A 26,860-nucleotide genomic window follows, 5' to 3' on the forward strand; every position below is an offset into this window, starting at 1 on the left:
GGTGCGGTCATGACACAGACACCACCCGCGCCTGTGCCGCCGACGATGCCGGCCCTCGGCGGGTCGTGGCCGCCGCCTCCACTGTTCGGCGCCTGGGCGGGCCCCCAACTACAGGACGATTCGCGAGCGTCGTAGGCTGGCGGTGCTTAGTACACGTCGCGGCGATAGCGGCCGCCAAGGCGCAGCGCTTCATGTGCTTCCGCGCCCAGTGCCTGCACGATGACGGCATCCACCGCCGGTGCCATGCCCTGCAGACTGCCGCAGACCAGAATTGTCGCGCCTTGTTCCACCCACTCGCGCAGGCGCGGCGCATGTGCGGCCAGTGCGTCCTGTACATAGTGGAACGGGCCGTCGTCGCGGCTGAAAACGACATCCAGGTGTTCGATGGCGCCGTCGCGCTGCCATTGCTGCAATTCATCGCCGAAGTGGAAGTCGTGGGCGACATTGCGCTCGCCGAACAGCAACCAGTTGCGATGTGCACCGGCATCGATGCGTGCGCGCAGGTGTGCGCGCAGGCCGGCGATGCCGGTGCCATTGCCGATCAGGATCAGCGGCACGTCGTTCTGCGGCGGGTGGAAGTTGCGGTTACTGCGCAGGCGCAGGTCAATGGCGTCGCCCGGCGTGGTGAAGTCGCACAGCCAGCCGCTGGCCAGGCCGGGCGTTCCGTCTGGACGCAGCTGGCGGCGCAGCATCAATTGCAGCGTGCCTTCCGAAGGCATCGAGGCGATGGAGTACTCGCGGTGCGGCAGCGGCTTGAGTGCAGCGCTGAGTGCGGTGATGTCGCCGCTGGCGATCTGCTCCGGCAGATACGACACCGCCAGCACCTCACGCAGCAACCGACCATCGGGCAGCAAGGCGGTGGCGGCAAAACCATTAGCCTGCATCCACTGGGTGACGGCATCGGCCGATTGATGCGGGCCGATCTCGGCGATGTCGCCGGCCTGCCAGCTCGGCAGCGTGCCTTCGGCCGGATGCAGTTTGAGATGGAACACCGTGCCACCGACGCTGCCGGGATTGAGTGCCTGCCGCGCCTGCAACCGCCATGGCTGATAAGCCGGTGCGCTCCAATCGGGGACATCGGCGGCCTTGCCGCCCAGTTGACCAAGCAACTGCTGCCAATGCCGCAATGCGTCCGGGTCGGCATTGTCCACTTCCACCGTATCGAACAGCGGCTGTGCGCCGTGCTCGCGCAACCAGTCGTCCAGTTGATGACCAAACGCGCAGAACTGGTCATAGGTGCGGTCGCCGAGCGCGAGCACCGCGTAGTGCAGTTGCGGCAATGCGGCCGGTTGCGTCATCACCCGGCTGAGGAAGGCGAGTGCATGATCGGGCGGGTCGCCTTCGCCGGTGGTGCTGGCGATGAACAGGGCCTTGCGACTGGCGCCGAGCAGGGCGGTGTCCACCTGCTCCAGTGGGCGCAGGCGGGTTTTATGGCCGGCGGCGCGCAGGCTTTCGGCGGTGCGTTCTGCAAGCTGTTCGGCGAAGCCGGTCTGGCTGGCCCACACCACCAGCACCGGCGGCTCGCCGTCATTGCTGGTTTCTTCCTTGCGCGGGCGTACCCGCCACCACAGTGCGAAACAGGCAGCGGCATAGATGGCAGTGACGCTCAGCGCGCTCCACCATTGCGTGGGCAGGGGCGAGGCCAGCCACCAGCTTTCGCCCAGGTGCAGGCGCAGCAGCAGGAAGGCCACGAGCAGCAAGGCGGCGATCATGCCGAGGTTGCCAAGCATGGCGCGGAGAGAGCGGTTGGAACTCATTGCGTGTCTGCGTCCAGGTAGCGCTGGAAGGCGGGCGTCATCGCCTCTTCCAGCCCAGTGCTGCCGCGCGAGACAAAACGCGCGGCAAGGTCATGCTGCTGGGCGAAGGCCAGACCGTGTTCGGCGCCCATCACGGTGAGCGCGGTGGCCCAGGCATCGGCATGCATCGCCTCGCGGGCGATCACGGTGACTGCCGCAGCGGCGCGCGTTACCGGCGCCTGCGTGCGTGGGTCGAGGGTGTGGCTGTAGGACACGCCATCATGTTCGTAGTGGTGCCAGCGGTCGCCGGAGGTGGCGACGGCGAGGTCGTTCAAGGCCAGTACGCGCGGTGGGAAGTCGGCGCCGGCATCTTCTTCCGGTGCCGATTCCACCAGCACCCGCCATGGCTGGCCGTCGGGCTTGAGCCCGTAGCCGTGCAGCTCCCCGCCCACTTCGACCAAAGCTGCAGCAATACCGTTACGGCGCAGCCAGCGGCTGACCAGATCCACGCCGTAGCCTTTGGCGATGGCGGACAGATCCAACTGCAGGCCGCCGGGTTGCAGCGCTGATTGTGTCTGCGGATTCAACTGCAGCCTGCGCCAGCCACAGCGGCGCGCGACGTCGGCCAGTTGTGCGGGGTCGGGAACGCGCTGGGCAGCGGCGTCCGCACCAAAGCCCCACAGTGCGACCAGCGGGCCAATGCTGGGGTCGAACGCACCCTCGCTGCGCGCGGCAATGTCATGCGCGGCACTGAGCACGGCCCAGAAATCTTCAGGAAGTGCGTGCCAGCTGTCGGCAGCGGCACGGTTGTAGCGGCTGATGTCCGAACCGGCTTCCCAGGTGCTCATCTGCGCGACCACGCGGTCCAGCTCGGCCTGGATGCCGGCATGCAGCGCATGCAGGTCACGGCTGCGCGGTGCGACCAGCTTGGCGCTCCAGGAGGTGCCCATGGTGTGGCCGCCAAGGGCGGCGATGTCGGAGTTGGGGGACATCGAGAATAGAAAGCTGGCTGGGGCTGGTATTTCTTCTCCCGTTTACGGGAGAAGGTGCCCCGAAGGGGCGGATGAGGGGAGCTTTTGCTTCTGTAGAGCAACCGGCGGCTTCAGGAAAGCGGCTTCGGCTTTGCCCCTCACCCCAACCCCTCTCCCGTAAACGGGAGAGGGGCTTTTGAAGCTGCAGCGCATTGTTACTGCGGCAGCACTTCCAGCGTGCCGACGTAGCTCAGGCGGCGGACGTTGGCCTGCGGGATCGAGGTCTTGTTGTCCTCGGTGCCGGTTTCCAGCCAGTACATGCCGGCCTGCGGCCAGGTCACCGAGAACTCGCCGTTGGCGTCGGTGGTGACCTTGATCTCTTCCTGGGCGTTACGGTAACGGGTGCCACCACGGGTGATCTCCACTTCCAGGCCGGCCTGTGGCTTGCCGTCGACCAGCAGCTTGAACTTGGCTTGCTCGCCGGCGAACAGGTCGTTCGGGTGACCCGCAGCAACCAGTTCCATGCCCTTGCCGGTTGGCTGCAGCGCGGTGTCGTTCGGCTTGCCGTTGGTGACGAAGGTTTCGATGCGGCCGGCGGTCTCGGAGACCTTCAGGTCCTTGGCGTCCTTCGGCACTTCGGTGGCGAAGGTGGCGGCGTTGCCGCGCCAGCGCTTGGGCTTGCCGTCTTCCTGCCAGTTGGCCGACAGGCCGGCATTGACAGTGGCCAGGCGGTAGGTGCCCTGCTGGGTCAGCTCAACGTCGAACACGCTGCGGTACTTGCCGGTGGCCGCGTTCTGCGGCTGCACGGTGCTGCCGTCAGGGGCGGTGATGACCAGGTTGTCCAGGCGCAGCGGCACATGGTTGAAATAGAACAGGTCGTTGGACACCGCCGCGTCCACCGTGATCCACGGGTTGGTACCGGCAATGACGGTCTGCGACGGCTGCAGCCAGGCCTTGTGGGCCGAGGCAGTGAACGGAAGTGCTGCGGCGATGGCGGCGGCAATCAGGAGGGAACGCTTCATCGGTTGGCTCCAGTGGACTAAGACGGGTCAGGGTTTGACGGCGAGGGTGACGGCGCCCAGTTCGGACGTGCCTTGCACGCTGCCGTTCTGTGCGGTGCGCGCCGGCCAGGTGAAGGGAATCTTGACCAGTTCGCGGCCGCCGACTTCGCGCGAGGCTTCCACCACCAGCGTGTACTGGCCGGCGGGCAGGCCGCGCAGCTGCGGCTGGCGGTCGTTGAAGCTGAGCTGGTGCTTGCCGACCGGGCGGGTCGGGCCGGTCACGCCATCCACCGGCACCTGCAGGGTGCGGCCGCTCTTGCGCCACCACTGGCGCAGGTCCGGCAACCACTTGGTGCCGTGGCCTTCGGCGGTGTCCTTGAGCTGGTACCAGACCGACAGGTTGGCCGCGACCTTCTGGTCGGCGCCTTCAATCCACACGGCCACATACGGGCGGTGGTATTCGGCCACGTTGAGCGAGGGCACTTCGACGTTGACGTCGAGGCTGGCGGCGTAGGCCGCGGGAGCGGTGGCGATCAGGCCGCTCAGGGCGATGGTCAGGGTGACGCGCATGGTGCGACTCCGGGAAGGACGGTCAATGGATGAGGAGCAGGGCAATCAACAGCGGGATCAGCAAACCCAGGCCGACCAGCGGCCAGGTCATGCGCCGCTGTTGCGCATGCAGGTGCAGCAGGAACAGGCCGGTGATACAGAACACCAGGCAGGCCACGGCAAACAGGTCCAGGAACCAGCCCCAGCCCGGGCCGGCATTGCGGCCCTTGTGCAGATCGTTGAAATACGACACCCAGCCACGCCGGGTTTTCTCGAATTCCACGGCACCTGTTTCGCGGTCGATGCTCAACCAGGCATCGCTGCCGGGGCCGGGCATGGACAGATAGATTTCTTCCGGCGACCACTCGGCCGGGCGCTTGCCGATGGAAACATCCAGCTCGCGTGACAACCAGTCCGCCACCTTGCCCGGCAACGGCGCGTTGCCGTCCTCGCGCTCGCCCAATGCCTTGAGCAGCGGCGCGGACAGTTCGATCTGCTGGTTGTGCACGTTGGGCTTGGCTTCAATCTTGGACGCGTGGTTCAAGGTGATGCCGGTGATGGAGAACAACAGCATGCCGATCAGGCAGACCGCCGAGCTGATCCAGTGCCACTGATGCAGGGTGCGCAACCAGAAGCCGCGGCTGGCTTGTTGCTGCACGATGTTGGCCGAGGCGCGCTCTACGGACACAGACACAGGTTCAGTTGAATGGAAGGGTGAAGATTAGATCACTAATGAGAATGATTCGCAATTTGTATCCATTTGTATCGAACGGATGCAAACGGCATGGGTTCGCAGGAGTGGTCTGAAACAGTTCAAAGGCTTTGAGGGTCGTTTTCACTCGTGCCTGGACAAGGCGAGCGGTGGCGTCTCGGAAGCCCGCAGAGAAACAACAACGCCCCGGCGCCCATCCCAACAAGGGTGGGCGCCGGGGCGCGGCGTCATCGATCAGAAGCGGGCGTTGAGGCTCAGCCAGAAGCTGCGGGCCTTGTCCTTGTTGTTGTAGTCGTCGAGATACAGCACTTCATTGGTGCCGTCGGCATAGGCGCCGTCACCGTCCAGGTCCGTGAAGGTGGTCTGGTAGGTGGTGAAGTCACGATCAAACAGATTGTTGATGCGCGCGTTGACGGTCAGCCACTCCGTGGCCTCGAACGAAGCGCCGAGGTGGAACACGGTGTAGTTCTTGTAATACAGCTCCTGGCCGGTGATGGCGCTGACCCCGCGGTAACGCTTGGAACGTGCCTCGGTGGTCAGGAACAGGTTGAAGCGATCATTGGCCTGCCAGTTGAAGGTGGCATTGGCCATGTGCTTGGCGCTGTTGCCCAGCGGCAGGCCCTTTTCGGCACCGCTCTTCTGCTCGCTGTCGGTGTAGGTGTAGTTGGCGCGCAGGCTGAAGGCGTCGTTGATTTCCCAGCGGCCGGCCACTTCCGCACCCTGGATCACCACCTCGTCGATGTTCACGGTCTTGCTGCTGGTGGCATAGCCCAGGTCGGCGTACTCGCCGGTGCTGGTGCAGGCCAGAGCCAGGCCGGCACCGCAGGGCTGGGACGAAATCTTGTCGTCGAACTTGTTGTGGAAGATGGTGGCATTGAAGTTATGGCCGTCCGGGTGCTGCCAGTAGACCGCCAGTTCGGTGCTGGTGCTGGTCTCCGGCTTCAGGTCCGGGTTGCCGAACATCGGCGAGGTGCCCTGGCCGCCAAAGCCGGTGACGCCGTCATACAGCTGTGTGGTCTTGGGCGTCTTGAAGCCGGTGCTGACGCCGCCCTTGACCGTCCACTGCTCGTTGACGGTGTACACGCCGTACAGGCGCGGGCTCAGGTGGTCGCCGAACACGTCATGGTTGTCGTAACGCAGGCCATAGGTGATGGCCAGCGGTGCGATCACGGTCCAGGTGTCCTCGGCGAACAGCGAGTACATGTTGTGTTCCTGCTTGCGGCCGGGGTTGCCGACTTCCATGCCGAACACGCCATCGGTCAGGTCGCCGCGGATCACCTGGGTGCCGAACACCGCGGTGTGGTCGCCGGCGGCCTGGAACGGCACGTCGATCTTGGCGTCGAGCGTGTACTGCGCACTTTCAAGGGTGCGCTGCGGGCGCGGCAGGAATGCCTGTTCGGCGGCGGCACGGCGCTGTGCTTCGGTCATGCCGGCATAGGCGCCGGTGGCGTTGAGCATCTGCAGCAGCTCGCGGCGCTCGGCCACTGTGAACGGCATGGTGCGGCCATCATTGTTGGTGGCCACGTGCGAGAGCGAGACAAAACTGTTGCCGAAGTCCCAGTTGCCTTCGTGGGTCAGCGCCCAGGCGTCACGGGTGAATTCCTGGGTCGGGCCGTAGCCCACGCGGGGGTCGGCGCGCGTGCAGTTGCCAAGGCTGATGCAGCGCGTGGAGTTGCCACGCCAGATGCTGTTGATGTTGTCGACGGTGCCGACCGGGTATTCCTCGACACCCCGGTCGTTGATCTTGATTGAGTTGTCGTATTCCTGGCGCGATGTGTCGTAGTCCAGGGTGATCGTCTGCGACTCGGTCGGGGTCCATGCCAGGCTGATGCCGCCAGCCTTGTTGGTGTTGTCCACGGTCTTGCCGCCGCCGCCGAAGCCCAGTGCACGGTTGTGCTCGACCCCGGCCGGATCGGTGACGGAGGAGTACACCGGGTTGGAGGCCTTGCGGTCGTACCAGCTGGCACGCGCGCTGAGGTTCAGTACGCCCGGCACCAGCGGGCCGGTGACGAACAGGTCGGCGGTGGTGTCGTCACCGAACTCGTCATTGGATTCAAAGGTACGGGCCACGGTGGCCGAACCGTGCCAGCTGTCGAGCGTGCGCTTGGTGATGATGTTGATCACGCCGCCCATCGCATCGGCACCGTACAGGGTGGAGGCGGGGCCACGGATCACTTCGATGCGCTCGATCGCATCCAGCGGCGGGATGTGGTTGAACTGGTTGCCACCGAAGTTGTTCGGGTAGATGTCGCCGTGGTTGTTCTGGCGGCGGCCGTTGACCAGGATCAGCGTGTAGTCCGAACCCATGCCGCGCATGGAGATGGTGCCCTGGCCGGTCTTGTCGCGGGTTTCGCCCACGTCCACGCCTTCCAGGTCGCGCACCGCATCCAGCAGCGTCATGTACGGGCGCTTGGCCAGTTCTTCCTGGGTGATGACCGAAATGCTGGCCGGTGCATCGGTGATCTTCTGCTCGAAGCCGCTGGCGGTGACGACCACCTTGTCCAGCGTGGTCGGGGCGCCGCTGCCGTTGGCGTGGGCGGTAACGCTGAGTGCGCCGAGCACGGCAGCGGTGAGCAGGTGACGGGTAACGGACGCATGACGACGATGGCGCTGAGCCATGGGAGAGCCTCTGGAGTAGGTGATGACGGATACGCAGATGGCCGCCGCAGGCGATTGGCTTGCGAGGGACGGTGCGATAGATGGGAAAAGCAGCAGAACGCGCGGGCCGGACGTGGCCCGGGCAGGAAACGATCAGGCCCGCGGAGGCGCTTGCCCGCGTTGCAGGCGCAGGCTGGGCAATGCGTGACGGGACTGCCCCGGTGCAGCGGGCGTCAATGAATGCTGGAGGACGGCAGTGACGGCAAACGTGTGCCCCTGCAATACCGGGTACAGCTGTACCGCACGCGGCGCCCGCAGGCTCGCCACCCGGCGCAGCTTGGCCGGGCTTTCTTCTTCAATCTGCTTTTCGCCACCGGAACGTTCTTCGGCGGGGGCGGAGGTGCTGCTTTCGACCATGCCGGTGCGCGGCATGTGCTGCCCGCCCTGCCAGAGCGAAGCCATCAGCGACAGCAGGAGCAGTGCGCACAGGGCCACCGGGCGCATCGCAGCGAAACGATGTGCGGAGGTCAGGTGCGAAGGGCGCTGCGATGGCTGCACTGAAATCCCAGGTGGCAGATGCGACGCGGTCAGTCGGTCGCTTTCGGGCCGGGATTGTAGTTGGGACTCGTTAACTTTTGCAAATGAGAATTGATAACAACAATTGACGAATATCAAACACGGTCGGATATCAGCGCACGAATGCGCGCGTACGTGGAGTTCGCCAGTTGCGGGCGGATCTGCGCCAGAAACGCGGGGTTGCCCTGCGCCAGGGCCTGCTGCAGCCAATGCGCGGCTTCCTCTACCTTGCCTGCGGCCAGCAGCAACGAGGCGTGGCTGGCCTGGCCGCGGAAGTCGCCAGCCTGTGCCGAGCGCAGATACCACGCCGGCGCGGCGCCGGGATCGGCGGCCACACCCCTGCCTTCTTCCAGGCAGCGCCCCACCAGGTTCATCGACTTGGCATGCCCGGCGTTGGCTGCCTGCAGATACAGCGCATAGGCAGCGGCTTCGTCGCGCGCCACGCCGCGGCCAGTGGCGAGCAGGTTGGCAAGGTTGTAGAGGCCCCAGTCCAAGCCGTTGTCGGCAGCTTTGCGGTACCAGACGGCAGCAAGTTCGTGATTGACCGGCGTGCCCTGGCCCAGCTCGTGACAACGGCCCAGCATGTTCATTGCCAGCGGCAGGCCACCATTGGCCGCACGTTCGTACCACGCCATGCCCGCAGCAGTGTCCACGCTGCGGCCGCGGCCCTCCATGCAGGCCTGGCCAAGCAGGAACTGGGGCAGCGGATCACCCGCTTGCGCGCGCTGCTCAAGCTCGGCCAGTACGGCAGCAGGGTTGTCGGGAAGCTGTTGCAGCAGTGTCTTCAGATCCTGCATGGGGATGCTCAGGCCTCGGCCCATTGCCGCAGCAGGTTGTGATACACGCCGGTCAGGTTGACCAGCGAGGGGTGCTGCGGATGGTCCTGGGTGATGCTGCGGATGGACAGGTCCAGGTCCCACAGCAGGCGACGATGGCCGTCATCGCGCACCATGCTTTGAATCCAGAAGAACGAAGCCAGGCGCGCGCCACGCGTCACCGGCGTGACCTGGTGCAGGCTGGTGCCGGGGTACAGCACCATGTGTCCCGCCGGGAGTTTTACCCGCTGATTGCCGTAGGTGTCCTCGATCACCAGCTCGCCGCCGTCGTATTCGTCCGGGTCGGCCAGGAACAGCGTCGCCGACAGATCGGTGCGCACCGGCTGCGGATCACCCGGGCGGCTGATGTGGTCGTAGCGGATGGCGTTGTCGATGTGGAAACCGAACGTCTCGCCGGGCCGGTAACAGTTGAACAGGGGCGGGTAGACGCGACGTGGCAATGCAGCGGCAAAGAAGGTGTCGTTGCGGCCCAGTGCGTCAAGGATCATCGAGCCCAGTGCGCGCGCTGCCGGATCGGATTCCGGCAGCTGCAGGTTGTGCTTGGCCTGCGCCGACTGGTAGCCGGCGGTGGCCTTGCCATCGGCCCAGCCCGCGTCCTGCAGGTGCTGGCGGGCGAAGGCGACCTGCTCGCGCGTCAGTACGTCGGGGATGTGCAGCAGCATGTTGGTTTCCCTTGATGCGAAGCCCCCGGCACGAGGCCGGGGGCAGGTGGATCAGAACTTCACGTTCAGCGCCAACGTGGCCGAACGGCCCGGGGCGATGCTGGCGTAGTGCGAAGCATAGGCCTTGGTGAAGTACACCTTGTCCGACAGGTTCTGCACGTTCAACTGCAGGCTGATGTTGTCCTGGATGGCGTAGCTGGCCATGGCGTCCCAACGGGTGTAGCTCGGGATCCACTTGCGGTTGGCCGCATCACCGTACTGCTTGTCCGAATAGGTGGCGCCAGCGCCCAGGGTCAGGCCGAACGGGAAGCTGTAGGTCGTCCACAGGTTGGCGCTGTGCTTGGCCGTGTTCGGGAACTGGTTGCCATTGTTCGGCGAGGGAATCCACACGCCCGGTGCCGGGCAGCCGGTGCGGCTGGAGACCGAGCAGGTGAAGCCGTTGTCCTTCAGCTCCGAGTCCAGGTAGGTGTAGCCACCGTAGACGCTCCACGCATCGGTCAGCTGGCCGGTGAAGCCCAGCTCGAAGCCGTCGATCACCTTCTTGCCGGCGTTCTGGGTGGTGCCGTTGTCGATCACGACGCGGGCATTGCTCAGCTCGGTGTGGAAGATGGCGGCGGTCAGGTTCAGGCGGTTGTCGAACAGGTTCCACTTGGTGCCCAGTTCGAGGTTTTTGGTTTCCTGTGGTTCCAGGTCGGCGTTGGCGGCATTGATGCCGTCCGAGCCGTCACCACCGTCCATGCCCGGCGGGGTGGAGGAGGTGCCGTAGGACAGGTAGATGCTGCCGTTGGCAAGCGGCTTGAACACCACGCCCGCCTGGTAGTTGACGAAGTCGTTGTCATTGCTCAGGCGCGGCGTCGCGCCGCCCGGGGTGAGCAGGACGGTGGAGTAGTCGTCATAGCGCAGGCCCAGGTTGACCGACCACTGCTCGTTGAACTCGATGGTGTCAAACGCGTAGACCGACTTGGTCTTGGTGGTCTGGCGCACGTCCTGCGCCTTGTTGCTGCGGTAGACGATCTGGTTGGCCGACCACGGGTCATTCGGGTTGGGGTTGTTGAAGTCGGTGCAGTTGTAGCCGGTGGCCGCACCGCTGGTCGGGCAGGTGGTGCTGCCGGTCAGCGGGTTGTTGGTGCCCGGGGACATCTGGTAGGTGCCGCGGGTCATCTTCTCGTCGCTGTACTCCACGCCGGTGCTGTAGCTGTGGCGCAGCGCGCCGGTGCTGAAGTTGCCGGTCAGGCTCAGCTGGTCGGTGAAGTTCTTCAGGTCGGCGGCGCGGGCATTGGTACGGCGCCACAGGGTGCCATAGAGGTTCGGGTTGCCCTTGCTGTCGTCCGGCTGGGTCCACAGGTAGTCGTTGCTGGTGTTGCCCAGGCGCGCGATGTTGCGCAGCTTGTGGGCACCGAAGTCATAGCTGGCGTCGATGGTGCTGATGTCCGCACGGGTGCGCTGGAAGTCGCGGTCCTTCAGGCCGTAGTAGTTGTTGCGGTCCGGCACCAGCGGGCTGCCGTCGCCGTTCTTGGAAACGTTGGGGCCGCTGCTGAAGGGATTGTTGTAGGGGAAGCCACCTGCATCGGGCAGGTCATCGGTTTCCATGTGGTAGTGGCCGATGACCAACTGCGCCGGGCTGTTCAGGCCAAATGCGATCGACGGTGCGATGCCCCAGCGGTCGACATTGGCCGCGTCACGGCCCGCGATGTCCGACTGGTGCTTCATCAGATTCAGGCGGGCGGCGATGCCGTCGCCAAGCACGTAGTTGCTGTCCACGGTGCCGCGCGTATAGCTGTCGGTGCCCACGCCCATGCTGACGCTGGTTTCGTTCTTCAGCTTCGGGGTCTTGCTGACCAGGTTGAGGCTGCCACCGCCGGAATCGCGGCCACCGTAGGCCGAGCTCGGGCCCTTGACCACTTCGACCTGCTCCAGGTCAAAGATTTCGCGGGTCTGCGAGCCGACGTCACGCAGGCCGTCGACAAAAATATTGCTCTGCGAATCAAAGCCACGGATGAAGGGGCGGTCGCCGGTCGGGTTGCCGCCTTCGCCAGCGCCAAAGGTGATGCCCGGAACCATGCGCAGGGCGTCCTGCAGGCTGGTCGCGCCGGTTTCCTGGATCAGTTTTTCCGAAACGATGGAGACCGACTTGGGGGTATCCAGCAGTTCAGCGGTGAACTTGGGCGAGGACGGCGCGAACCAGCTGCCGCGCACCTGCACCTTGTCCAGCTCGGTGGCTTTGCGGGGGGCTGCGTCGCTGTCGGCAGTGTCGGGGGCGGCGTGTGCCGCCAGCGGAGCGATGGCCAGCAGCAGGGCAGAGGTCAGTGGGGTACGAACAGGCTTCATGAGTGGACTCGAGGCAGGCGGAAAGAGAGCAACGGCGTCGTGCGCGATGCGGAAAACGGATGCGGAAAACGGATGCGTTGAAAAGCAGACAGGCGCGCAGCCGGCAGCAGCCGGTCAGGCGACAGCGGGAAGGGCTCAGGCGCGCGGGGGCGCGTGGCCGGGATTCAGCCGCAGATGCGGGGCCGGTGGGTAACGGTGTGACCGTTCCACGGCGTGCTGGAGCAGGGTGTCAGTGGCCGCAGCCACGAAGGTGCGCGCCGGTGCGGCCACCGGCGCGGTGGTCGGCGGCGGCAGGGTATCGGCAGGGCGCGGGCGCGCGCTGCGGGAGGATTCGGCGCCGGATTCAGCAATGGCAACCAGATCGGGCGGATCGCCCGGATGGCCGCGGTCAGGGCTGAGCAGGACCTGGGTTGCCGCCGTCAGCGAGATGCTGGCATGGGCCGGCTTGATATGCCCCAGCAGGGCCCAAGCCAGCAGCATTCCCGCCACCAGCATCAACCACGGCAAGCGCTGCCGCAGGGATGCGGTCGGTCGCTGAATGGCCGTGGAGGGCAGGGTGGGCATGGACTGCAGGCAGATGACAGGAGCATTGCGGAGCGCAATGGATGCGCATCTTATTGAGAATTGTTTGCGTTATCAATATTGATGCGGGCTGTACCCGCCCGGCTTGCCAGCCCCGCCGGGGCAAGGGAAATGGGCCGGTGACGGGCGTATCGGCCGGGGCCGGTGGTTGTGGCAAGCGGCAACCGATCCGGCAGATACGACAACGCCCCTTGCGGGGCGCCGGCGGGTTGCTTGCCTGCGGGCCGGCGGCTCAGTCGCGGTCGTCGCGTGACCAGATGCCGCCGTGCTCGCGCTTGACCGGGAACTTGGGCACCGCCGTATAGGCCGGTGCGCACAGCGCGCTGCCGTCGCGGATGTCGAAGCGGGCGCCGTGCAGGATGCATTCGATGCTGCCTTCGACCGGGTCGACCACGCCCGAGGACAACTCAAATTCTTCATGGCTGCACTGGTCTTCCAGCGCATACAGCTCGCCGTCCAGGTTGAACACCACCAGCGGGGTGCCGGTGACTTCGTCGAAGGCGGTCTTCATTTCCCCGGGCAGCAGTTCCTCGCTGGCGCAGATGAAGGTCCAGGTCTCGCTCATGCCGCTGCTCCCAGCGGCTTTTCCAGCACCTCGAACTGCAGGTCGTCGCGCTTGGGAATGCCGAAGCGCGCGTCGCCATACGGAAACGGCTTCTTGATGCCGGTGCGGGCGTAACCACGGCGTTCGTAGAAGGCGATGAGTTCGTCGCGGCAATCGATCACCGTCATCTGCATCGTCGCCAGCTGCCATTGCTCGAACACATGGCGCTCGGCGTGCTGCATGACCTGCTTGCCGACGCCGCCGCCCTGGGCGTTGGGGCTGACCGCGAACATGCCGAAATAGCCGTGGCCGTTCTCGTCGGCCACATGGCAACACGCCACCAGCTGCGCGTTCTGTTCGGCCAGCAGCACCACGCTGCGGGGGCGGCTGATGTCGGCCAGGATGCCTTCGGCATCAACCCGCTGACCATCCAGCAGGTCAGCTTCGGTGGTCCAGCCCACGCGGGAGGCATCGCCGCGGTAGGCGGAGGTCACCAGTTCGATCAGGGCCGGGATGTCGGCGGCGGTAGCGGTGCGGAAGGTCAGCTCGTTCATGGCGACATTCTAGAACGGCAGATGTGCGCCGGGAGGTGGCTTGAGCGGGCGCGGTGGAAAGCGGTTACGTCGCGGTTGGCGTTTCCGTGGACAGTTGCTTCGCCGGTGGGGATGGCCCCTGTTCTGCAAATGGACAGGGGCCGAACACGGGTTTGCCTGCGATTGCACCGGATTCAACGGAGATGCCGGCAATGCTTGTTTGAAAGGCGGGGGCTGTCTTCAAGTGAGCAAGGGGCAGGATGTGCTGCCTTGGCGCATTGCCTCAACGCATGAAAAATTCCACCGGGAAGGACAGTTCCAGCGGTGCCTGGCGTTCGTCGGGCACGGCCGGCAGCGGTGCGGCGCGGCGGAAGGTATCCAGCGCGGCTTGATCCAGCATCGCAAAGCCCGAGGATTGCTCCAACGACACGGCCAACAGTGCGCCATCGCGGGCCAGGGTGACGCGAACATGCGCGATGCCTTGTTCGCGGCGTGCGCGCGCTGCATTGGGATAGCGCCGGTGGCGTTCCAGCTTGGCCATGACACGGCCCTCCCAGCTGTCCCTGCCTGGATCAGCAGCACTTGGCCCCGGAGGCAGTGGCGGCGCAGGCGGTGCGGCGGCGATGGAGGCCTCCTGCTGTTGCGGCGCGGGTGCCTGCGACACCGGCTGCGGTGGTTGTGGCGGCGGGATTGCCCAGCGGGCCTCGGTGCGGGCGGGCGACGGGACGCGCGGCTGCGGCGGTTCGGGCTTTTGTTGCTGGGCCGAGGCGGCGACAGACGGTGTGGGAGCCACCACTTCTTCCAACGGCTGTTCCGGTGCACGCGGTGGCAGCATCACCAGCTGCGTGCGCTCGGCAGGATCAGGCACGGGGGGCGTGGGCGCTTGCGCGCGGCTCCACAGCAACAGCGCGAACAAACCGGCGTGAACCAGCACCGTCACTGTTGCGGCGACACTGCGGATGCCGCGTTCGTCCGCTTCGCGCGTGGCGGCGGGCATGACGCCGCGCGGCAACGGGCGGGTGAGCAGATAGGCGGCACAGCCGCCCATGCCGATGGCCACCGCACTCCACAGCAGCAGCGAAGGATGGGCGAAGTACCAGAACATCGCGAAACCGAAAGCCATTCCGCCGCACGCAAACGCCTTGGCACGTGCCGACATTGCGCCCTGTTCGCGCCACAGGCGCAGCGGCGGGCCGAACTGCGGATGCTGCAGCAGCCAACGCTCGAAACGCGGGGATGAACGGCCGAAACAGGCGGCGGCCAGGATCATGAAAATGGTGGTGGGCATCACCGGCAGCAGCGCACCGATGATGCCCAGCGCCACCATCAGCATGCCCAGCAGCAGATAGCCCACACGCACGGCGCGGTGGCGCCGTGGTGTGGTGGGGGCGGTGCTTGCCGTTGCCTTCATTTCAGTCGGCAAAGGCCTGCTCGACGTAGCCGTGCACGCGCTGGAACGCCTCGGTGGCCCCGGCAACCAGGCGCTGCTCCTGCGCCGCGTCCAGTGCGTTGCCATCCAGCGCCTCGGTGAAACGCCGCCAATGACGGGCGCGACCATCCGGGTGGCCTGCCAGGTGACGGGCGCCGTGCGTGGCATCCAGGCCGATCTTGGCTGCCAGCTTGAACAGGATCGCAGCGCCCAGGTTGGAGCCTTCGACCACATACAACCAGCCCAATGCGGTGGCCGGGTCGATGTCGCAGGTCAGCGCGGCATGGTCGTCCGGCGGAAGGGGCTCGCCCAGATCCTGCAGATCCTGCTGCAGCTCCTGCAGGCGTTGCCGCTCGCCGAGATCCGGCAGCAACCCCTGCAGCGCCGGCAGTGAATACAGCACTGCCAGGTCACGATGGAAGCGGTACTGCACGCGCAGGAAGCGCCGGTAGTTGTCGAGCGAGGCGAAGGGATCGCCACGCATGATGCGTTGGTCCAGACGTTCGTGGGTGCCATGGGTGGCGGCCTTGAGGCGCTGGCTGCGGCTGTTTTCCATCTGCATGCTGGAAGTGGACATGGGCGTTCCTCAGAAGTTGACAGTGAAGCCCAGCCGCACGGTGCGGCCCGGCGAAGGCATCAGGCCCAGCGTCATCGCGTCCATGTAGTAGCGGTCGGTCAGGTTGTCCACGGCCAGGTCGAGTGCGACGTGGTCGTTGATGCGGTAGTTGGCGAACACGTCCGTGAGCACATGGGAGCCCCAATCCACCACCGGGATGATGCTGCTGGCACGCGGCAAGGTCGGGCGGTTGCCGGTGTAGCTGACACGGGCGCCGGCGGTCAGGCGCTGGTCGAACTGGTGCGTACCCAGCGTCAGCGCGCCGGATGCACGCGGCGGCACGTGATTGCTGGCATAGCTGTCGGTGACGCCGCCCGGGTAGCAGGCCGGCGTTTTGGCCGGGTAGGCGCGGTCGCTGTGGCAGAAGTTGGTGTGGGTGTAATAGCTGCCGGACAGCTCGCTGAAGAAGCGCGGCGTGCGGTACTCGGCGGTGATCTCGTACCCCTTGAAGTCGGCCTTGTCGATGTTCTCGATCACCGGCGCCGACACCCAGCCCTGCAACTGCACGGTGGTCCGGGTCAGGTAGTCCTTCACGTGGTTGTCGAAGTAGGCCAGCTTCAGGCGCGCCTGGTCGCCCTCGGCAAACAGGCCGTCGCGCATCAGGTTGATGCCGTATTCGCGGTTCTTGGCATGTTCCGGGCGCAGGTCCATGGCGAACATGCTGGGAACCGGGCCGGAGCTGGTCTCGAACAGGCCCGGCATGCGAAGTGCTTCGGCATAGCGTGCGTAGACCTGCACGCCCTCGAACGGGGTGAAGGTGATCGCTGCGATCGGCGTGTTGCCGCTGTCACGTCCCTGCAGGTGCACGTCGGTGTAGGTGATCGGGCGGCTTTGCGACGGTACGCGGGTGATTTCGCGGTCGTAGCTCTTGTAGCGGGTGTGGCGCAGCGCGGCGTCGATTTTCAGCCAATCGGTCGGCACCCATTCGGCACTGGCGAACAGGCTGCTCTCCTCACGCTTGGCGTTGTTGCTGCTGAAGCTCTGCTTGGCGCTGATCGGGTGGACATCTTCCTTGCCGTGGGTAAAGCCGTACTGCAGCGCGAAGTCTCCCCAGCCGGTGATGAAGCGCGAGGTGTTGGTGGCGTCGATGCCCCAGCGCTCGGCCTGCCGGTAAGTGGTTTCGATATAGGTGTATTCAGGCGGCAGTGTCGGGAACGAGTAAGCATTGCGGATGGAGTTGTCCAGGGCGGTGCGCCAGGCATTGGCCTTGAAGTCGATCAGCGCGTTGTCCGGCTGCCAGCGATAGCGCGCGGTCCAGGTGTCGGCATCAACGTCGCTGAGTGCGGACTGCAGCGCGCCTTCGCCACGCAGGATCGCCGAGGGCATCAGTTCGCCGTAGCGGCTCTGGTATTTCATCCGGCCCACTTCCAGGGCCTGGTCGGGGCTGGGTTTCCAGGTGGCCTTGAGCAGCCAGGACTGGTTGTCCACCGAGGTATTGAGCACCTCTTCGCCGGCACGGAAGCGGTTGAGACCGCTGAAGTTGACGTTGGTGTACTCGGTCCACCAGCCGAAGATGTTGGTGACGCGCTCGTTGCTGAAGATCGGTTGCGGGGCGTCCGGACCGCCTTCGCCGGCGAAGTAGTTGCCGGTCTTGCGGCGTGCGAACACGCCCACTACTTCAAAGTGCTCCCAGCGTTTGGCCGCGGCAATACTGCCGCTGCCGCCGGTCGGCTTGCCGGTGGACGGGCGGTCCATGCCGGTGTCGTCGGCAAATTCGGTCGGCAGGGGTTTGGGGCTGCAGATTTCACCGCCACCGCAGCCGGTAACGAAGCGGCCGCCATTGCGCAGGCCGCCGGTGGTGAAGGCCGGTGGCGGCGATGTGGTGTTGTCGCTGAAGCCACCTTTCAGGCGGATACCCCAGTCCTTGTCGCCGCTGATGATGTCTTCGGCGTTCAAGGTGCGCATGCTGACCACGCCGCCGATCGCGCCCACGCCCTCGGCACCGGCGGTCGGGCCTTTCTGGATGTCGATGCCGCCGATCATGTCCGGGTCGATGTAGCTGCGCCCGGCCACGCCGGCATAGCCGCGGTAGACGGTGACCTGCTGCTGGCTGCCATCAATCACCACCGGCACGCGGTTGAAGCCCTGCATGCCGCGGATGTTCAGGTCCAGCGCGCCGGAGTTGCGGTTGTCGCCATTGAGCACGCCGGCCACGCTCTTGAAGATGTCACCGGCCTGGGTGCCGCGTGAACGCTCGATCTGCTGCAGTGACAGATGCGCGCCCGATTGCGGGGAGGAATACGGGCGGTCGGCCGGGTTGCTGCGGTCATCGCCCAACTGGGTGCGGTTTCCCTGGTCACCCTGTACGCGCAGCGTGCCGATCCGTTCCACGCCAGCCGCCGGCGCGCGCTGTACGGTCAGGGCACCACTGGCCGTTGTCGCCAGTTGCAGGCCACTGCCCTGCAGGGCCTGCGCGGCGGCCTGTTCGGCTGACAAGCGGCCGTTCACCGCAGGGGCGCGTTGGTTCTGCAGCAATGCCGGGTCCACCGACAGCGTGCGTCCAGCTGCAGCGGCGATGCGGTTGAGGGTGGCCCCCAGCGGGCCGGCTTCGATCTGGTAGTCGATCCGTGTTGCATCGGGTGTGGCTGCGATCTGTGCCTGGGCCAGCGGGGCGGCGCAGGCGAGGGCGAGCGCCAGGGCCAGGCAGGTGGGACGGAGCAGGGGAGAGGCAGACATCGATACAGGTTCCGAATGAGGGTTTCGGATAGGTATGTGTATCGACGGTTGGAAATCGGACACGTTCTCAACAACTATTTTTTGTCGATCAGGGTGACCGGGCCGTAGGACTGGATGGAAACCGGCAGCGTCTCGGCCAGCGCGGCAAGTGTGCGGTCGCTGTCGTCCAGCCCGAACACGCCCTGCACGCGCAGCATGGCTGCCGCCGGTGAAACGCGCAGGAAGCCGCTGCGATAGGGGCGCAGCCGTTCCACCAGCTCCTGCAGCGGCGCGTTGTCGAGGCTGACACGGCCATGCAGCCATTGGCTTAGCTGTGATGGATCGCCGGCCAGCGGCGTAATGCCGCCAGCATCCACGCGCGCGGAATGGCCCGCGTGCAGGCGCAGGGTCTGGCCGGTGCTGTCCTGCACCAGCGCGTGCTGGTCGAGCACGGTTGCCAGGGTTTGGCGGTGGTCACGTTCAATCATCAGGCGGCCACACAACAAGGTCAGTTGCGCATGCAGCGAGTGCAGCAGCACCGGCCGTGGATCGGCAGCGGCTTCAAGCAATGCGCGGCCCCGGCGCAGCCACAATTGGCGGCGGGCTGGGTCGTATGCGGCGTCCATGGCGCTGCGTGCATCCAGAACCACCGTGCTGCCATCGGCCAGCGTGAAGCGTTGGCGTTGGGCGGTAGCGGTGCGGAAGTCGGCGCCGAGTTCGCGCAGCGGAAACTGGCGATCACTCCACAGTGCGGCGCCACCGGCGGTCACCGCCAAGGCCGCGATTGAGCGCAGGGCCACACGCCGGGATGGCTGCAACAGCAGTGCCCGGGCCTGCTGTTCCTGGCCGGGATGGCGCTGGGATACCTCACGCAGGCGCTGGAAGCGGCTCTGGATCTGCTGCAGCTGCTGCCAGGCCTGGCGATGCTCCGGCGCCTCGTCGAGCCAGTGTTCAAGGTGCTGCTGGCTGTCCGCAGCGGCGTTGCCCGATTGCAGCAGCACCATCCAGTCGATGGCGGCCGTCATTGCCGCCTGTTGTGCATCCTGGCTCATGGTTCGGCCGATACCGGCAGGTCCTGCAGGCAGCAGGTCCATGCCTGGCGCAGATAGCGGCCGACCGTACGCACCGAGACCCCGAGCTGTTGCGCAATCTGTTCGTGGCCCATGCCATCGAGCTGGCTGTAGAGGAAGGCCGCGCGTGCCGGTGCCGGCAACGACTGCATGGTGCGGTCCACCAGCAGCACGGTTTCCAGCAGCAGGGCGCGTTCCTCCGGTGATGGCGAGAAGGCTTCGGGGCTGTTGCGCAGTTGTTCCAGCCAGGCCTGCTCCAGGTCGCGGCGGCGGCGCAGATGGAACAACAGGCGCTTGGCGATGGTGGTCAGGAACGCGCGCGGTTCATCGATGCTGGCCAGTGGCGTGCGCGACGCGGCCACCTGGCTGAAGGTTTCGGCGGTGATGTCTTCGGCATCCCAGCGGCAACGCATCTGTCGGCACAGTCGTGCCAGCAACCAGCGGTGATGGTCGCGGAACAATGCGGCGAGCAGGGCGGAAGAAGCGGGATTCATCGTTTTTGCAAATGAGAATAGTTCGCATTATTGCATGATGGTCGTGCAAAGAACACGGCACGATCGCCGCAAGGAGGCTTTGGGCTGCGCGCCTTCCTGGCAACTGGAAGCCTGGCATCGTCACTTCCGCAAAGGTGTAGCTGCCCGGGGTGCGGCGCGATTCTGCCTTCACGCGAATGACGAACGGAGTAAGCCCAAACATGCTGGCTTTGCGGCAGGCGGGTATCGACGAGACGAAAAACGCCGCGGCATTGCCGCGGCGTTGTCGGTAGCCGGGTTTGAGACGATCAACCCAGCAGCGTGCGTACCTTCTTCAACGCGACCATGAAGGATTCCACTTCTTCATGCGTGTTGTAGAACGCGAGCGAGGCACGGCAGGTAGCGGCGACGCCGTAGTACTGCAGCAACGGGTGCGCGCAGTGCTGACCGGAACGCACGGCCACGCCCTGCAGGTCGAGCAGGGTGGCCAGGTCGTGTGCATGGGCGCCATCGACCAGGAACGACACCACTGCGGCCTTGTGCGCCGTGTTGCCCAGGATGCGCACGCCTTCCACGCGCTGCAGTTCCTCGGTGCAATGCGCCAGCAGTTCCTGCTCGCGCGCGGCGATATGGTCGCGGCCCACCGATTCCAGGTAGTCCACGGCCACGCCCAGGCCGACGAAACCGGCAATGTTCGGCGTACCGGCTTCAAACTTGTGCGGGGCATCGTTGAATACGGTGCCGTCGAAGCTGACTTCCTTGATCATCTCGCCGCCACCGATGAACGGCGGCATTTCCTGCAGCAGTTCGCGCCGCGCCCACAGCGCGCCGGTGCCGGTCGGGCCGCACATCTTGTGGCCGGTGATGGCGTAGAAGTCACAGCCGACGGCGGCCACGTCCAGCATCAGGTGCGGTGCCGCCTGCGAGCCGTCGATCACGGTGACGATGCCGCGCTTGCGCGCCTCGCGGCAGATCTCGCGCACCGGGTTGATGGTGCCCAGCACGTTGGAAACGTGGGTCAGTGCCAGCAGCTTCACGTCCGGGGTCATGGCCGCATGCAGGGCGTCCAGGTCCAGGCTGCCATCGGGGTGGATATCGGCCACGCGGATGGTGGCGCCGGTGCGCTGGGCGACCAGCTGCCACGGCACGATGTTGGCGTGGTGCTCCATGCGCGAGACCAGGATCACGTCGCCGCTCTTCAAGCGTGGCAACGCCCACGAATACGCCACCAGGTTGATGGCAAAGGTGGTGCCGCTGCACAGCACCAGCTCGTCGCCGCGCACGTTGAGGAAGCGGGCCAGCTTGGCGCGCGCGCCTTCGTAGGCTTCGGTGGCTTCGGTGCCCAGCGCATGCACCGCGCGGCTCACGTTGGCGTTGTAGCGGCGGTAGAACTCATCCACCGCGCCGATCACCGACAGCGGCTTCTGCGCGGTGTTGGCATTGTCGAAATACACCAGCGGCTTGCCGTTGACTTCGCGCATCAGCAGCGGGAAATCGGCACGCACGCGCTCCCAGTCGGGGGCGTCGGCGGAAGGGTGGATCGGGCGCGGGGAGGTGAGGTTCATGCCATGCCTGCCTGTTGCAATGCCTGGTCCAGGTGGCGGGCCAGCTTCTCGGTAAGGACGTCTTCCACGGCGGCGAGCGGCTCGTGGCAGAACGCCGCGCTCAACATCGCGCGTGCCTGCTCGGCCGGAAGGCCGCGCGAGCGCAGGTAGAACAGCGCGTTGGCGTCGAGCTGGCCAACCGTGGCGCCGTGCGCGGCCTTGACCTCTTCGGCGTCGATCACCAGCGTTGGCTGGGTATCAATTTCAGCATCGGCCGACAGCAGCAGGTTTTTGTTGGACAGGTTGGCGTCGGTGCCATCGGCACCTTCACGGATGTTGATGCCGCCATGGAACACCACGCGGCTGCGGTTGGCGGCCACGCCACGCCACAGCAGTTCGGCATTGGTGTCGCGGGCGATGTGCTCAATGCCCAGGCGGGTGTCGATATGGCGACGGCCGGTGCCCAGCAGCACGCCGTTGGCGGTGAGCTTGGCGTTGTCGCCTTCCAGGCGCACGTTGAGTTCGTGGCGGCTCAGCGCGGCGCCAAGCTCCAGATCAATGCGGCGGTACTGCGCATCGCGGGCCAGCACCGCGTCGGTACGCAGCAGCGAGGTGGCACGGGCACTGTCAGCCTGTACGCGGGCGTGCGAGAGCACGGCGTCCTGGGCCAGGTGCACATGCACCAGCGTGTTGTCCAGGTGCGCGCAGTCGCCGGCCTGCAGGTGGTGCTCGACCAGCCCGAACACGGCGCCACGACGCAGTTCGATGAAGTGGCGGTGGTGCCAGGCGCGGTCGCTTTCATCCGGCGCACTCACGAACACCAGGTGCAGCGGGGTGGTGCTGGCGATGCCGGCTTCCACCTGCACCAGCACGCCTTCATCGGCCAGTGCGGCATTGAGCTGGGCGAACACTTCTTCGGCACGGTTGAAGCGGCGGCCGAGGAAGCGGGTGGCTTCCGGCTCGCTCTGCTGCACCGCCGACAGCGTGCGCACCTGCACGCCGGCATCCAGGCCGGACAGGTCGCTGTGCGCGTCGCTGGGGCGGCCATTGACGAACACCAGGCGTGGCGCCGGGATGTCGGCCAGCAAGGCGGCGTCAATGGACAGCGCCTGCAGCGGCGCTGCGCTGAAGCTACGGCGTTCGAGCTGGCGCAGCGAGGTGTACTTCCACGCCTCGTTGCGCGCGGCGGGCAGGCTGGTCTGGAGCGCGGCGTCGAGCAGCGCGGCGCGCTCGGTGCTGCCGCTGAACGTGCCGGCCAACGATTCGAGCAGGGCACTCATTACTTTGCCGCCTCGCGGACCACGCGGTCCTTCAGGAAGTCATAGCCGTGGGCTTCCAGTTCCAGCGCCAGTTCCGGGCCGCCGCTCTTGACGATGCGGCCCTCGGCCAGCACGTGCACCACGTCCGGCTTGATGTAGTCCAGCAGGCGCTGGTAATGGGTGATGACCAGGAAGGAGCGCTCCGGCGAACGCAGCGCATTGACGCCGTCAGCCACGCTCTTGAGTGCGTCGATGTCCAGGCCGGAGTCGGTTTCGTCCAGGATCGCCAGCTTCGGTTCCAGCACGGCCAACTGGAAGATCTCGTTGCGCTTCTTCTCACCACCGGAGAAGCCTTCATTGACGCCACGGTGCAGCAGCTCGTCCTTCAGGTGCAGCACGGCCAGCTTCTGCCGCACCAGCTTCAGGAACTGCATCGAGTCCAGTTCTTCCTCGCCGCGCGCCTTGCGCTGGGCGTTGAGCGCGGCGCGCAGGAAGTAGGTGTTGTTGACGCCGGGGATTTCCACCGGGTACTGGAAGGCCAGGAACAGACCGGCGGCGGCGCGCGCTTCCGGCTCCAGCTCCAGCAGGTCATTGCCTTCAAACTGCACGCGGCCTTCGGTGACGTCATAGCCTTCGCGGCCGGACAGGACATTGCCCAGCGTGGATTTGCCGGCGCCGTTGGGGCCCATGATGGCGTGTACTTCGCCGGGCTTCACGTCCAGCGACAGGCCCTTGAGGATTTCCTTGTCGCCGATGCTTGCGTGGAGGTTTTCGATCTTCAGCATGAGGGTGCGGTCTTCAATAGGTATAGGGGGCGGTGCGATCAGAGATCGCCTTCGGCGCGGTCGATGAAGGTGGCGCGCAACCACTGGGTGCGCTGCCGGGTACGTTCAGCCTTGGCGGCGGAATACAGCATCGGGTACATCGAGCCGTACAGCACACGCGGGTTCTCGTCCTTGCCGACCGGGTAGCGCGCGGCGATGTCGGCGTCGCGCAGCGGAATCCACAGGCGCTGGGCCGCGCGCAGTTTCTCGATGGCCACCGGCTGGCCCTGCAACTGCTGCATCACCTGCCGGTACACGGCGTTGAGTTCGGCATCGGCGGCTTCGGCTTCGCGCGCGGCGCATTCGTTGATGTCCAGCTGGGTGCGCGCGTCATCACACGCCTTGCCGAGCGATGCGGCAGAGGCGGCGACCGGCAGCAGGGCCAGCAGGAGCAGCGGCAGGCGGCTCATCCGACCGAGCCTTCCAGCGACACTTCCAGCAGCTTCTTGGCTTCCACCGCGAACTCCATCGGCAGTTCCTTGAACACCTGCTTGCAGAAGCCATCAACGATCATCGACACCGCGTTTTCCTGGTCGATGCCGCGCGAGCGGCAATAGAACATCTGGTCGTCGGAGATCTTGGACGTGGTGGCTTCGTGCTCGACCGTCGCGCTGGGGTTCTTCACCTCGATGTAGGGGAAGGTGTGGGCGCCGCACTTCTTGCCGATCAGCAGTGAGTCGCACTGGGTGTAGTTGCGCGCGCCTTCGGCGTCGCGGCCCACGCGTACCAGGCCGCGATAGGTGTTCTGGCCACGGCCGGCGCTGATGCCCTTGGAGATGATCTTGCTCTTGGTGCGCTTGCCGACGTGGATCATCTTGGTGCCGGTGTCGGCCTGCTGGCGGTGATGGGTGAGCGCCACCGAGTGGAACTCGCCCACCGAGTCGTCGCCCAGCAGCACGCAGGACGGGTACTTCCAGGTGATGGCCGAGCCGGTTTCCACCTGGGTCCAGGTCACCTTGGAGCGCGCTCCACGGCATTCGGCACGCTTGGTGACGAAGTTGTAGATGCCGCCCACGCCGTTCTCATCGCCCGGGTACCAGTTCTGCACGGTCGAATACTTGATCTCGGCATCTTCCAGCGCCACCAGCTCGACCACCGCGGCGTGCAGCTGGTTTTCATCGCGCATCGGCGCGGTGCAGCCTTCCAGGTAGGACACGTAGGCCTTGTCCTCGCAGATGATCAAGGTGCGCTCGAACTGGCCGGTGTTGCTGGCGTTGATGCGGAAATAGGTGCTCAGCTCCATCGGGCTGCGGACGCCGGCCGGCACAAACACGAAGCTGCCGTCGGAGAACACCGCCGAGTTGAGCGCGGCGAAATAGTTGTCGCCCACCGGCACCACGCTGCCCAGGTACTTGCGCACCAGTTCCGGGTACTCGCGGATGGCTTCGGAGATCGAGCAGAAGATCACACCCTTCTCGGCCAGTTCCTTGCGGAAGGTGGTGCCGACGGAGACCGAGTCGAACACCGCATCGACCGCCACGCCGGCCAGCTTGGCCCGCTCATGCAGCGGCACGCCGAGCTTTTCGTAGGTGTCCAGCAGTTCCTGCGGCACTTCATCCAGCGACTGGTACTTGGGGCCCTTGGGCGCGGAGAAATAGCTCAGCGCCTGCAGATCGATCGGCTCGATCTCCAGCTTGGCCCAGTTGGGCTGCTGCATGGTCAGGAAGTGGCGGTAGGCGTCCAGGCGCCACTGCGTCATCCATTCGGGCTCTTCCTTCTTGGCCGAGAGCGCGCGGATGATGTCCTCGTTCAAGCCCGGCGGGAAGGACTCCGATTCGATCAACGTGACAAAGCCAGCGTCGTACTTGCGGCCCAGCTGCTCGTGGATTTCTCGGTTCGGGGTGTCGGCGATGCCGACGTTTTCAAGGGTTTCGGTGGCCATGGGGCTGCCTACTGGAGTTCAGGAGACGACGTCGACGCTGATGCGGCGACGGTCGGCAAGCGGTAAGGGGTGCAGCATCTGGGCGAGGGTGACGGCGCGCAGGGCGTCGCTGACAACGTCGTTGATGAGGCGCCAGTTCGAGCGCACGCCGCACTGGCTGGCGAGGCCGCAATGACTCTGGTCCTGGCTGCATTCGGTGATCGCCAGCGGGCCTTCCATTGCCTCGACAATCTCGATCAGGGTGATTTCGCTGGCCGGGCGGGTCAGGCGGTAGCCGCCGCGCACACCGCGCAGGCCTTCCACCAGCCCGGCCTGGGCCAGCGGCTTGAGCAGCTTGCTGACGGTCGGCGGTTCCAGGCCGGCCGCTTCAGCCAGCTCGGTCGCGCTCAGCACCTCGTCCGGCCGCGCGGCGAGCACGGTCATGACAACGGTTGCGTAATCGGTGAGCTTGGTGACGCGAAGCATTTTGGCAGTGGGTAATCAATGCGGACCAAAATTGTACGCTTTACTGGCCGCCGGTCCAAGTTTTCCTGTTCAGGTGGGGGAGGGCGGGGATTGGCAGGAGCGGGCTGTTGCACTTCTCCTCTCCCCTTGCGGGAGAGGATGCCGAAGGCAGGAGAGGGGAAGCAGCGCAGCTGTGCCCTTGCAAATCCCCAATTCCCCATCCCGGCCTTTCCCCAATCCCTGCTTGGGTTGTACGCGCTCTTCGGCGAGAATCCCTGACTTCCCTCAAGTTCCGGCCAGATACATGCCCAAGAAGATCCAGGCGCGCAAATCCTCCATCCACGGCAACGGCGTGTTTTCGCTGGCAGCCATCAAGACGGGCGAGCGCGTCATCGAATACAAGGGCAAGCGCCGGACCCACGCCGAAGTGGATGCCGATGACACCGGCGATGTGGAAAGCGGGCACACCTTCCTGTTCACCCTCAACGATGACTATGTCATCGACGCCAACCACAAGGGCAACGACGCACGCTGGATCAACCACAGCTGCGACCCGAACTGCGAGGCGATGATCGAGGAGATGGAAGGCGACGACCGCACCGCCGACAAGGTGTTCATCGAAGCCATCCGCGACATCAAGCCGGGCGAAGAGCTGACCTACAACTACGGCATCACCCTGGCCGAGCGCCACACCGCACGTCTGAAGAAGATCTGGGAATGCCGCTGCGGCTCGCCCAAGTGCACCGGCACCATGCTGCAGCCGAAGCGCTGAAAAGTGGGGAGTGGGGAGGCGGGAGTGGGGAGTCGTTGGAGCGGGTCCGCTGCTTCTCCCTCTCCCCTTGCGGGAGAGGGTTGGGGAGAGGGGGCTGTTCCGTCTTCTCGCGCCAACGAACCCCCACTCCCGATTCTCGAATCCCAGCTCACAGCGGCACGAAGCTGCCCAGGTCCTGATTGAAGGTCACTGCGATGCGGCCGTTCTCGATACCCACCGATTGCACCTGCAGCACGCCCATCACTTTGGCGATGGCCGGATCAA

The 26,860-nt window shown here is 65.6% G+C and carries 25 protein-coding genes and 1 pseudogene; 1 reads left to right on the top strand and 25 read right to left on the bottom strand.

Annotated elements, in window-relative coordinates; all coding sequences use genetic code 11:
* Nucleotides 1–146: 146 nt before the first annotated feature.
* The 24 genes from ACVOLO_RS16685 to ACVOLO_RS16800 form a co-directional block, all read right to left on the bottom strand.
* Nucleotides 147–1,757, bottom strand: coding sequence for a sulfite reductase subunit alpha (locus ACVOLO_RS16685; protein WP_481571440.1), 1,611 nt, complete (start codon nt 1,755–1,757; stop codon nt 147–149).
* Entirely contained in the window at nt 1,754–2,728 is a 975-nt protein-coding gene (locus ACVOLO_RS16690; protein ID WP_481571441.1) for an FAD:protein FMN transferase, read from the bottom strand. The genes ACVOLO_RS16685 and ACVOLO_RS16690 overlap by 4 nt, the downstream gene beginning before the upstream one ends.
* A 194-nt stretch (nt 2,729–2,922) precedes the next feature.
* Nucleotides 2,923–3,729: a DUF4198 domain-containing protein gene (locus ACVOLO_RS16695; protein WP_481571442.1), complete on the bottom strand. Its 807-nt coding sequence runs from the start codon at nt 3,727–3,729 to the stop codon at nt 2,923–2,925.
* A gap of 27 nt (nt 3,730–3,756) precedes the next feature.
* On the bottom strand, nt 3,757–4,278 hold the full coding sequence (locus tag ACVOLO_RS16700) for a DUF2271 domain-containing protein (protein ID WP_481571443.1): 522 nt from the start codon (nt 4,276–4,278) through the stop codon (nt 3,757–3,759).
* A 22-nt stretch (nt 4,279–4,300) separates the two neighbouring features.
* Nucleotides 4,301–4,945 carry a PepSY-associated TM helix domain-containing protein gene (locus tag ACVOLO_RS16705; RefSeq protein WP_481571464.1) on the bottom strand — a complete coding sequence of 215 codons (645 nt, stop codon included), beginning with the start codon at nt 4,943–4,945 and terminating at the stop codon, nt 4,301–4,303.
* 258 nt (nt 4,946–5,203) lie between these two features.
* Nucleotides 5,204–7,588: a TonB-dependent receptor domain-containing protein gene (locus ACVOLO_RS16710; protein ID WP_481571444.1), complete on the bottom strand. Its 2,385-nt coding sequence runs from the start codon at nt 7,586–7,588 to the stop codon at nt 5,204–5,206.
* A 132-nt stretch (nt 7,589–7,720) separates the two neighbouring features.
* The gene (locus ACVOLO_RS16715; protein WP_481571445.1) at nt 7,721–8,071 is read right to left on the bottom strand and encodes a hypothetical protein; all 351 of its coding nucleotides are present in this window, start codon (nt 8,069–8,071) and stop codon (nt 7,721–7,723) included.
* Nucleotides 8,072–8,238: 167 nt separating this feature from the next.
* Entirely contained in the window at nt 8,239–8,940 is a 702-nt protein-coding gene (locus tag ACVOLO_RS16720; RefSeq protein ID WP_481571446.1) for a tetratricopeptide repeat protein, read from the bottom strand.
* An 8-nt stretch (nt 8,941–8,948) separates the two neighbouring features.
* Complete coding sequence (locus ACVOLO_RS16725; RefSeq protein ID WP_481571447.1) at nt 8,949–9,641, bottom strand: Fe2+-dependent dioxygenase; 693 nt, start codon at nt 9,639–9,641, stop codon at nt 8,949–8,951.
* A gap of 51 nt (nt 9,642–9,692) precedes the next feature.
* Nucleotides 9,693–11,969, bottom strand: a complete 2,277-nt coding sequence (locus tag ACVOLO_RS16730) for a TonB-dependent receptor (RefSeq protein WP_481571448.1) — start codon at nt 11,967–11,969, stop codon at nt 9,693–9,695.
* A gap of 135 nt (nt 11,970–12,104) precedes the next feature.
* Nucleotides 12,105–12,533 carry a hypothetical protein gene (locus ACVOLO_RS16735; protein ID WP_481571449.1) on the bottom strand — a complete coding sequence of 143 codons (429 nt, stop codon included), beginning with the start codon at nt 12,531–12,533 and terminating at the stop codon, nt 12,105–12,107.
* A gap of 250 nt (nt 12,534–12,783) precedes the next feature.
* Complete coding sequence (locus tag ACVOLO_RS16740; RefSeq protein WP_481571450.1) at nt 12,784–13,116, bottom strand: non-heme iron oxygenase ferredoxin subunit; 333 nt, start codon at nt 13,114–13,116, stop codon at nt 12,784–12,786.
* Complete coding sequence (locus ACVOLO_RS16745; RefSeq protein WP_481571451.1) at nt 13,113–13,649, bottom strand: GNAT family N-acetyltransferase; 537 nt, start codon at nt 13,647–13,649, stop codon at nt 13,113–13,115. Before ACVOLO_RS16745 ends, ACVOLO_RS16740 begins: the two co-directional genes overlap by 4 nt.
* Before the next feature lie 262 nt (nt 13,650–13,911).
* Nucleotides 13,912–15,039, bottom strand: coding sequence for a TonB family protein (locus ACVOLO_RS16750; RefSeq protein ID WP_481571452.1), 1,128 nt, complete (start codon nt 15,037–15,039; stop codon nt 13,912–13,914).
* Nucleotide 15,040: 1 nt separating this feature from the next.
* The gene (locus tag ACVOLO_RS16755) at nt 15,041–15,634 is read right to left on the bottom strand and encodes a biliverdin-producing heme oxygenase (protein WP_481571453.1); all 594 of its coding nucleotides are present in this window, start codon (nt 15,632–15,634) and stop codon (nt 15,041–15,043) included.
* Between the two features lie 9 nt (nt 15,635–15,643).
* Entirely contained in the window at nt 15,644–18,349 is a 2,706-nt protein-coding gene (locus tag ACVOLO_RS16760) for a TonB-dependent receptor domain-containing protein (RefSeq protein ID WP_481571454.1), read from the bottom strand.
* A gap of 74 nt (nt 18,350–18,423) precedes the next feature.
* Complete coding sequence (locus ACVOLO_RS16765) at nt 18,424–19,380, bottom strand: DUF4880 domain-containing protein (protein ID WP_481571455.1); 957 nt, start codon at nt 19,378–19,380, stop codon at nt 18,424–18,426.
* Nucleotides 19,377–19,892: a sigma-70 family RNA polymerase sigma factor gene (locus ACVOLO_RS16770; protein ID WP_481571456.1), complete on the bottom strand. Its 516-nt coding sequence runs from the start codon at nt 19,890–19,892 to the stop codon at nt 19,377–19,379. The genes ACVOLO_RS16765 and ACVOLO_RS16770 overlap by 4 nt, the downstream gene beginning before the upstream one ends.
* A gap of 287 nt (nt 19,893–20,179) precedes the next feature.
* Entirely contained in the window at nt 20,180–21,436 is a 1,257-nt protein-coding gene (locus tag ACVOLO_RS16775) for a cysteine desulfurase (protein ID WP_481571457.1), read from the bottom strand.
* Entirely contained in the window at nt 21,433–22,695 is a 1,263-nt protein-coding gene (gene sufD / locus ACVOLO_RS16780; RefSeq protein ID WP_481571458.1) for a Fe-S cluster assembly protein SufD, read from the bottom strand. Before sufD ends, ACVOLO_RS16775 begins: the two co-directional genes overlap by 4 nt.
* Nucleotides 22,695–23,459 carry a Fe-S cluster assembly ATPase SufC gene (gene sufC, locus ACVOLO_RS16785; protein WP_481571459.1) on the bottom strand — a complete coding sequence of 255 codons (765 nt, stop codon included), beginning with the start codon at nt 23,457–23,459 and terminating at the stop codon, nt 22,695–22,697. The genes sufD and sufC overlap by 1 nt, the downstream gene beginning before the upstream one ends.
* A gap of 38 nt (nt 23,460–23,497) precedes the next feature.
* The gene (locus tag ACVOLO_RS16790) at nt 23,498–23,908 is read right to left on the bottom strand and encodes a lysozyme inhibitor LprI family protein (protein ID WP_481571460.1); all 411 of its coding nucleotides are present in this window, start codon (nt 23,906–23,908) and stop codon (nt 23,498–23,500) included.
* A complete protein-coding gene (sufB, locus tag ACVOLO_RS16795; protein ID WP_481571461.1) occupies nt 23,905–25,380 on the bottom strand; it encodes a Fe-S cluster assembly protein SufB in 1,476 nt (491 codons plus the stop codon). The genes ACVOLO_RS16790 and sufB overlap by 4 nt, the downstream gene beginning before the upstream one ends.
* An 18-nt stretch (nt 25,381–25,398) precedes the next feature.
* Entirely contained in the window at nt 25,399–25,845 is a 447-nt protein-coding gene (locus ACVOLO_RS16800; RefSeq protein ID WP_481571462.1) for an SUF system Fe-S cluster assembly regulator, read from the bottom strand.
* 283 nt (nt 25,846–26,128) lie between these two features.
* On the opposite strand from ACVOLO_RS16800, the gene ACVOLO_RS16805 reads away from it, so the two are divergent.
* A complete protein-coding gene (locus ACVOLO_RS16805; protein WP_481571463.1) occupies nt 26,129–26,596 on the top strand; it encodes an SET domain-containing protein in 468 nt (155 codons plus the stop codon).
* A gap of 148 nt (nt 26,597–26,744) precedes the next feature.
* On the opposite strand, the pseudogene ACVOLO_RS16810 reads toward ACVOLO_RS16805, so the two are convergent.
* Nucleotides 26,745–26,860: pseudogene (locus ACVOLO_RS16810) on the bottom strand (DUF1439 domain-containing protein); the annotation flags it as partial.

The sequence above is a fragment of the Stenotrophomonas sp. STEN056 genome (assembly GCF_056759635.1).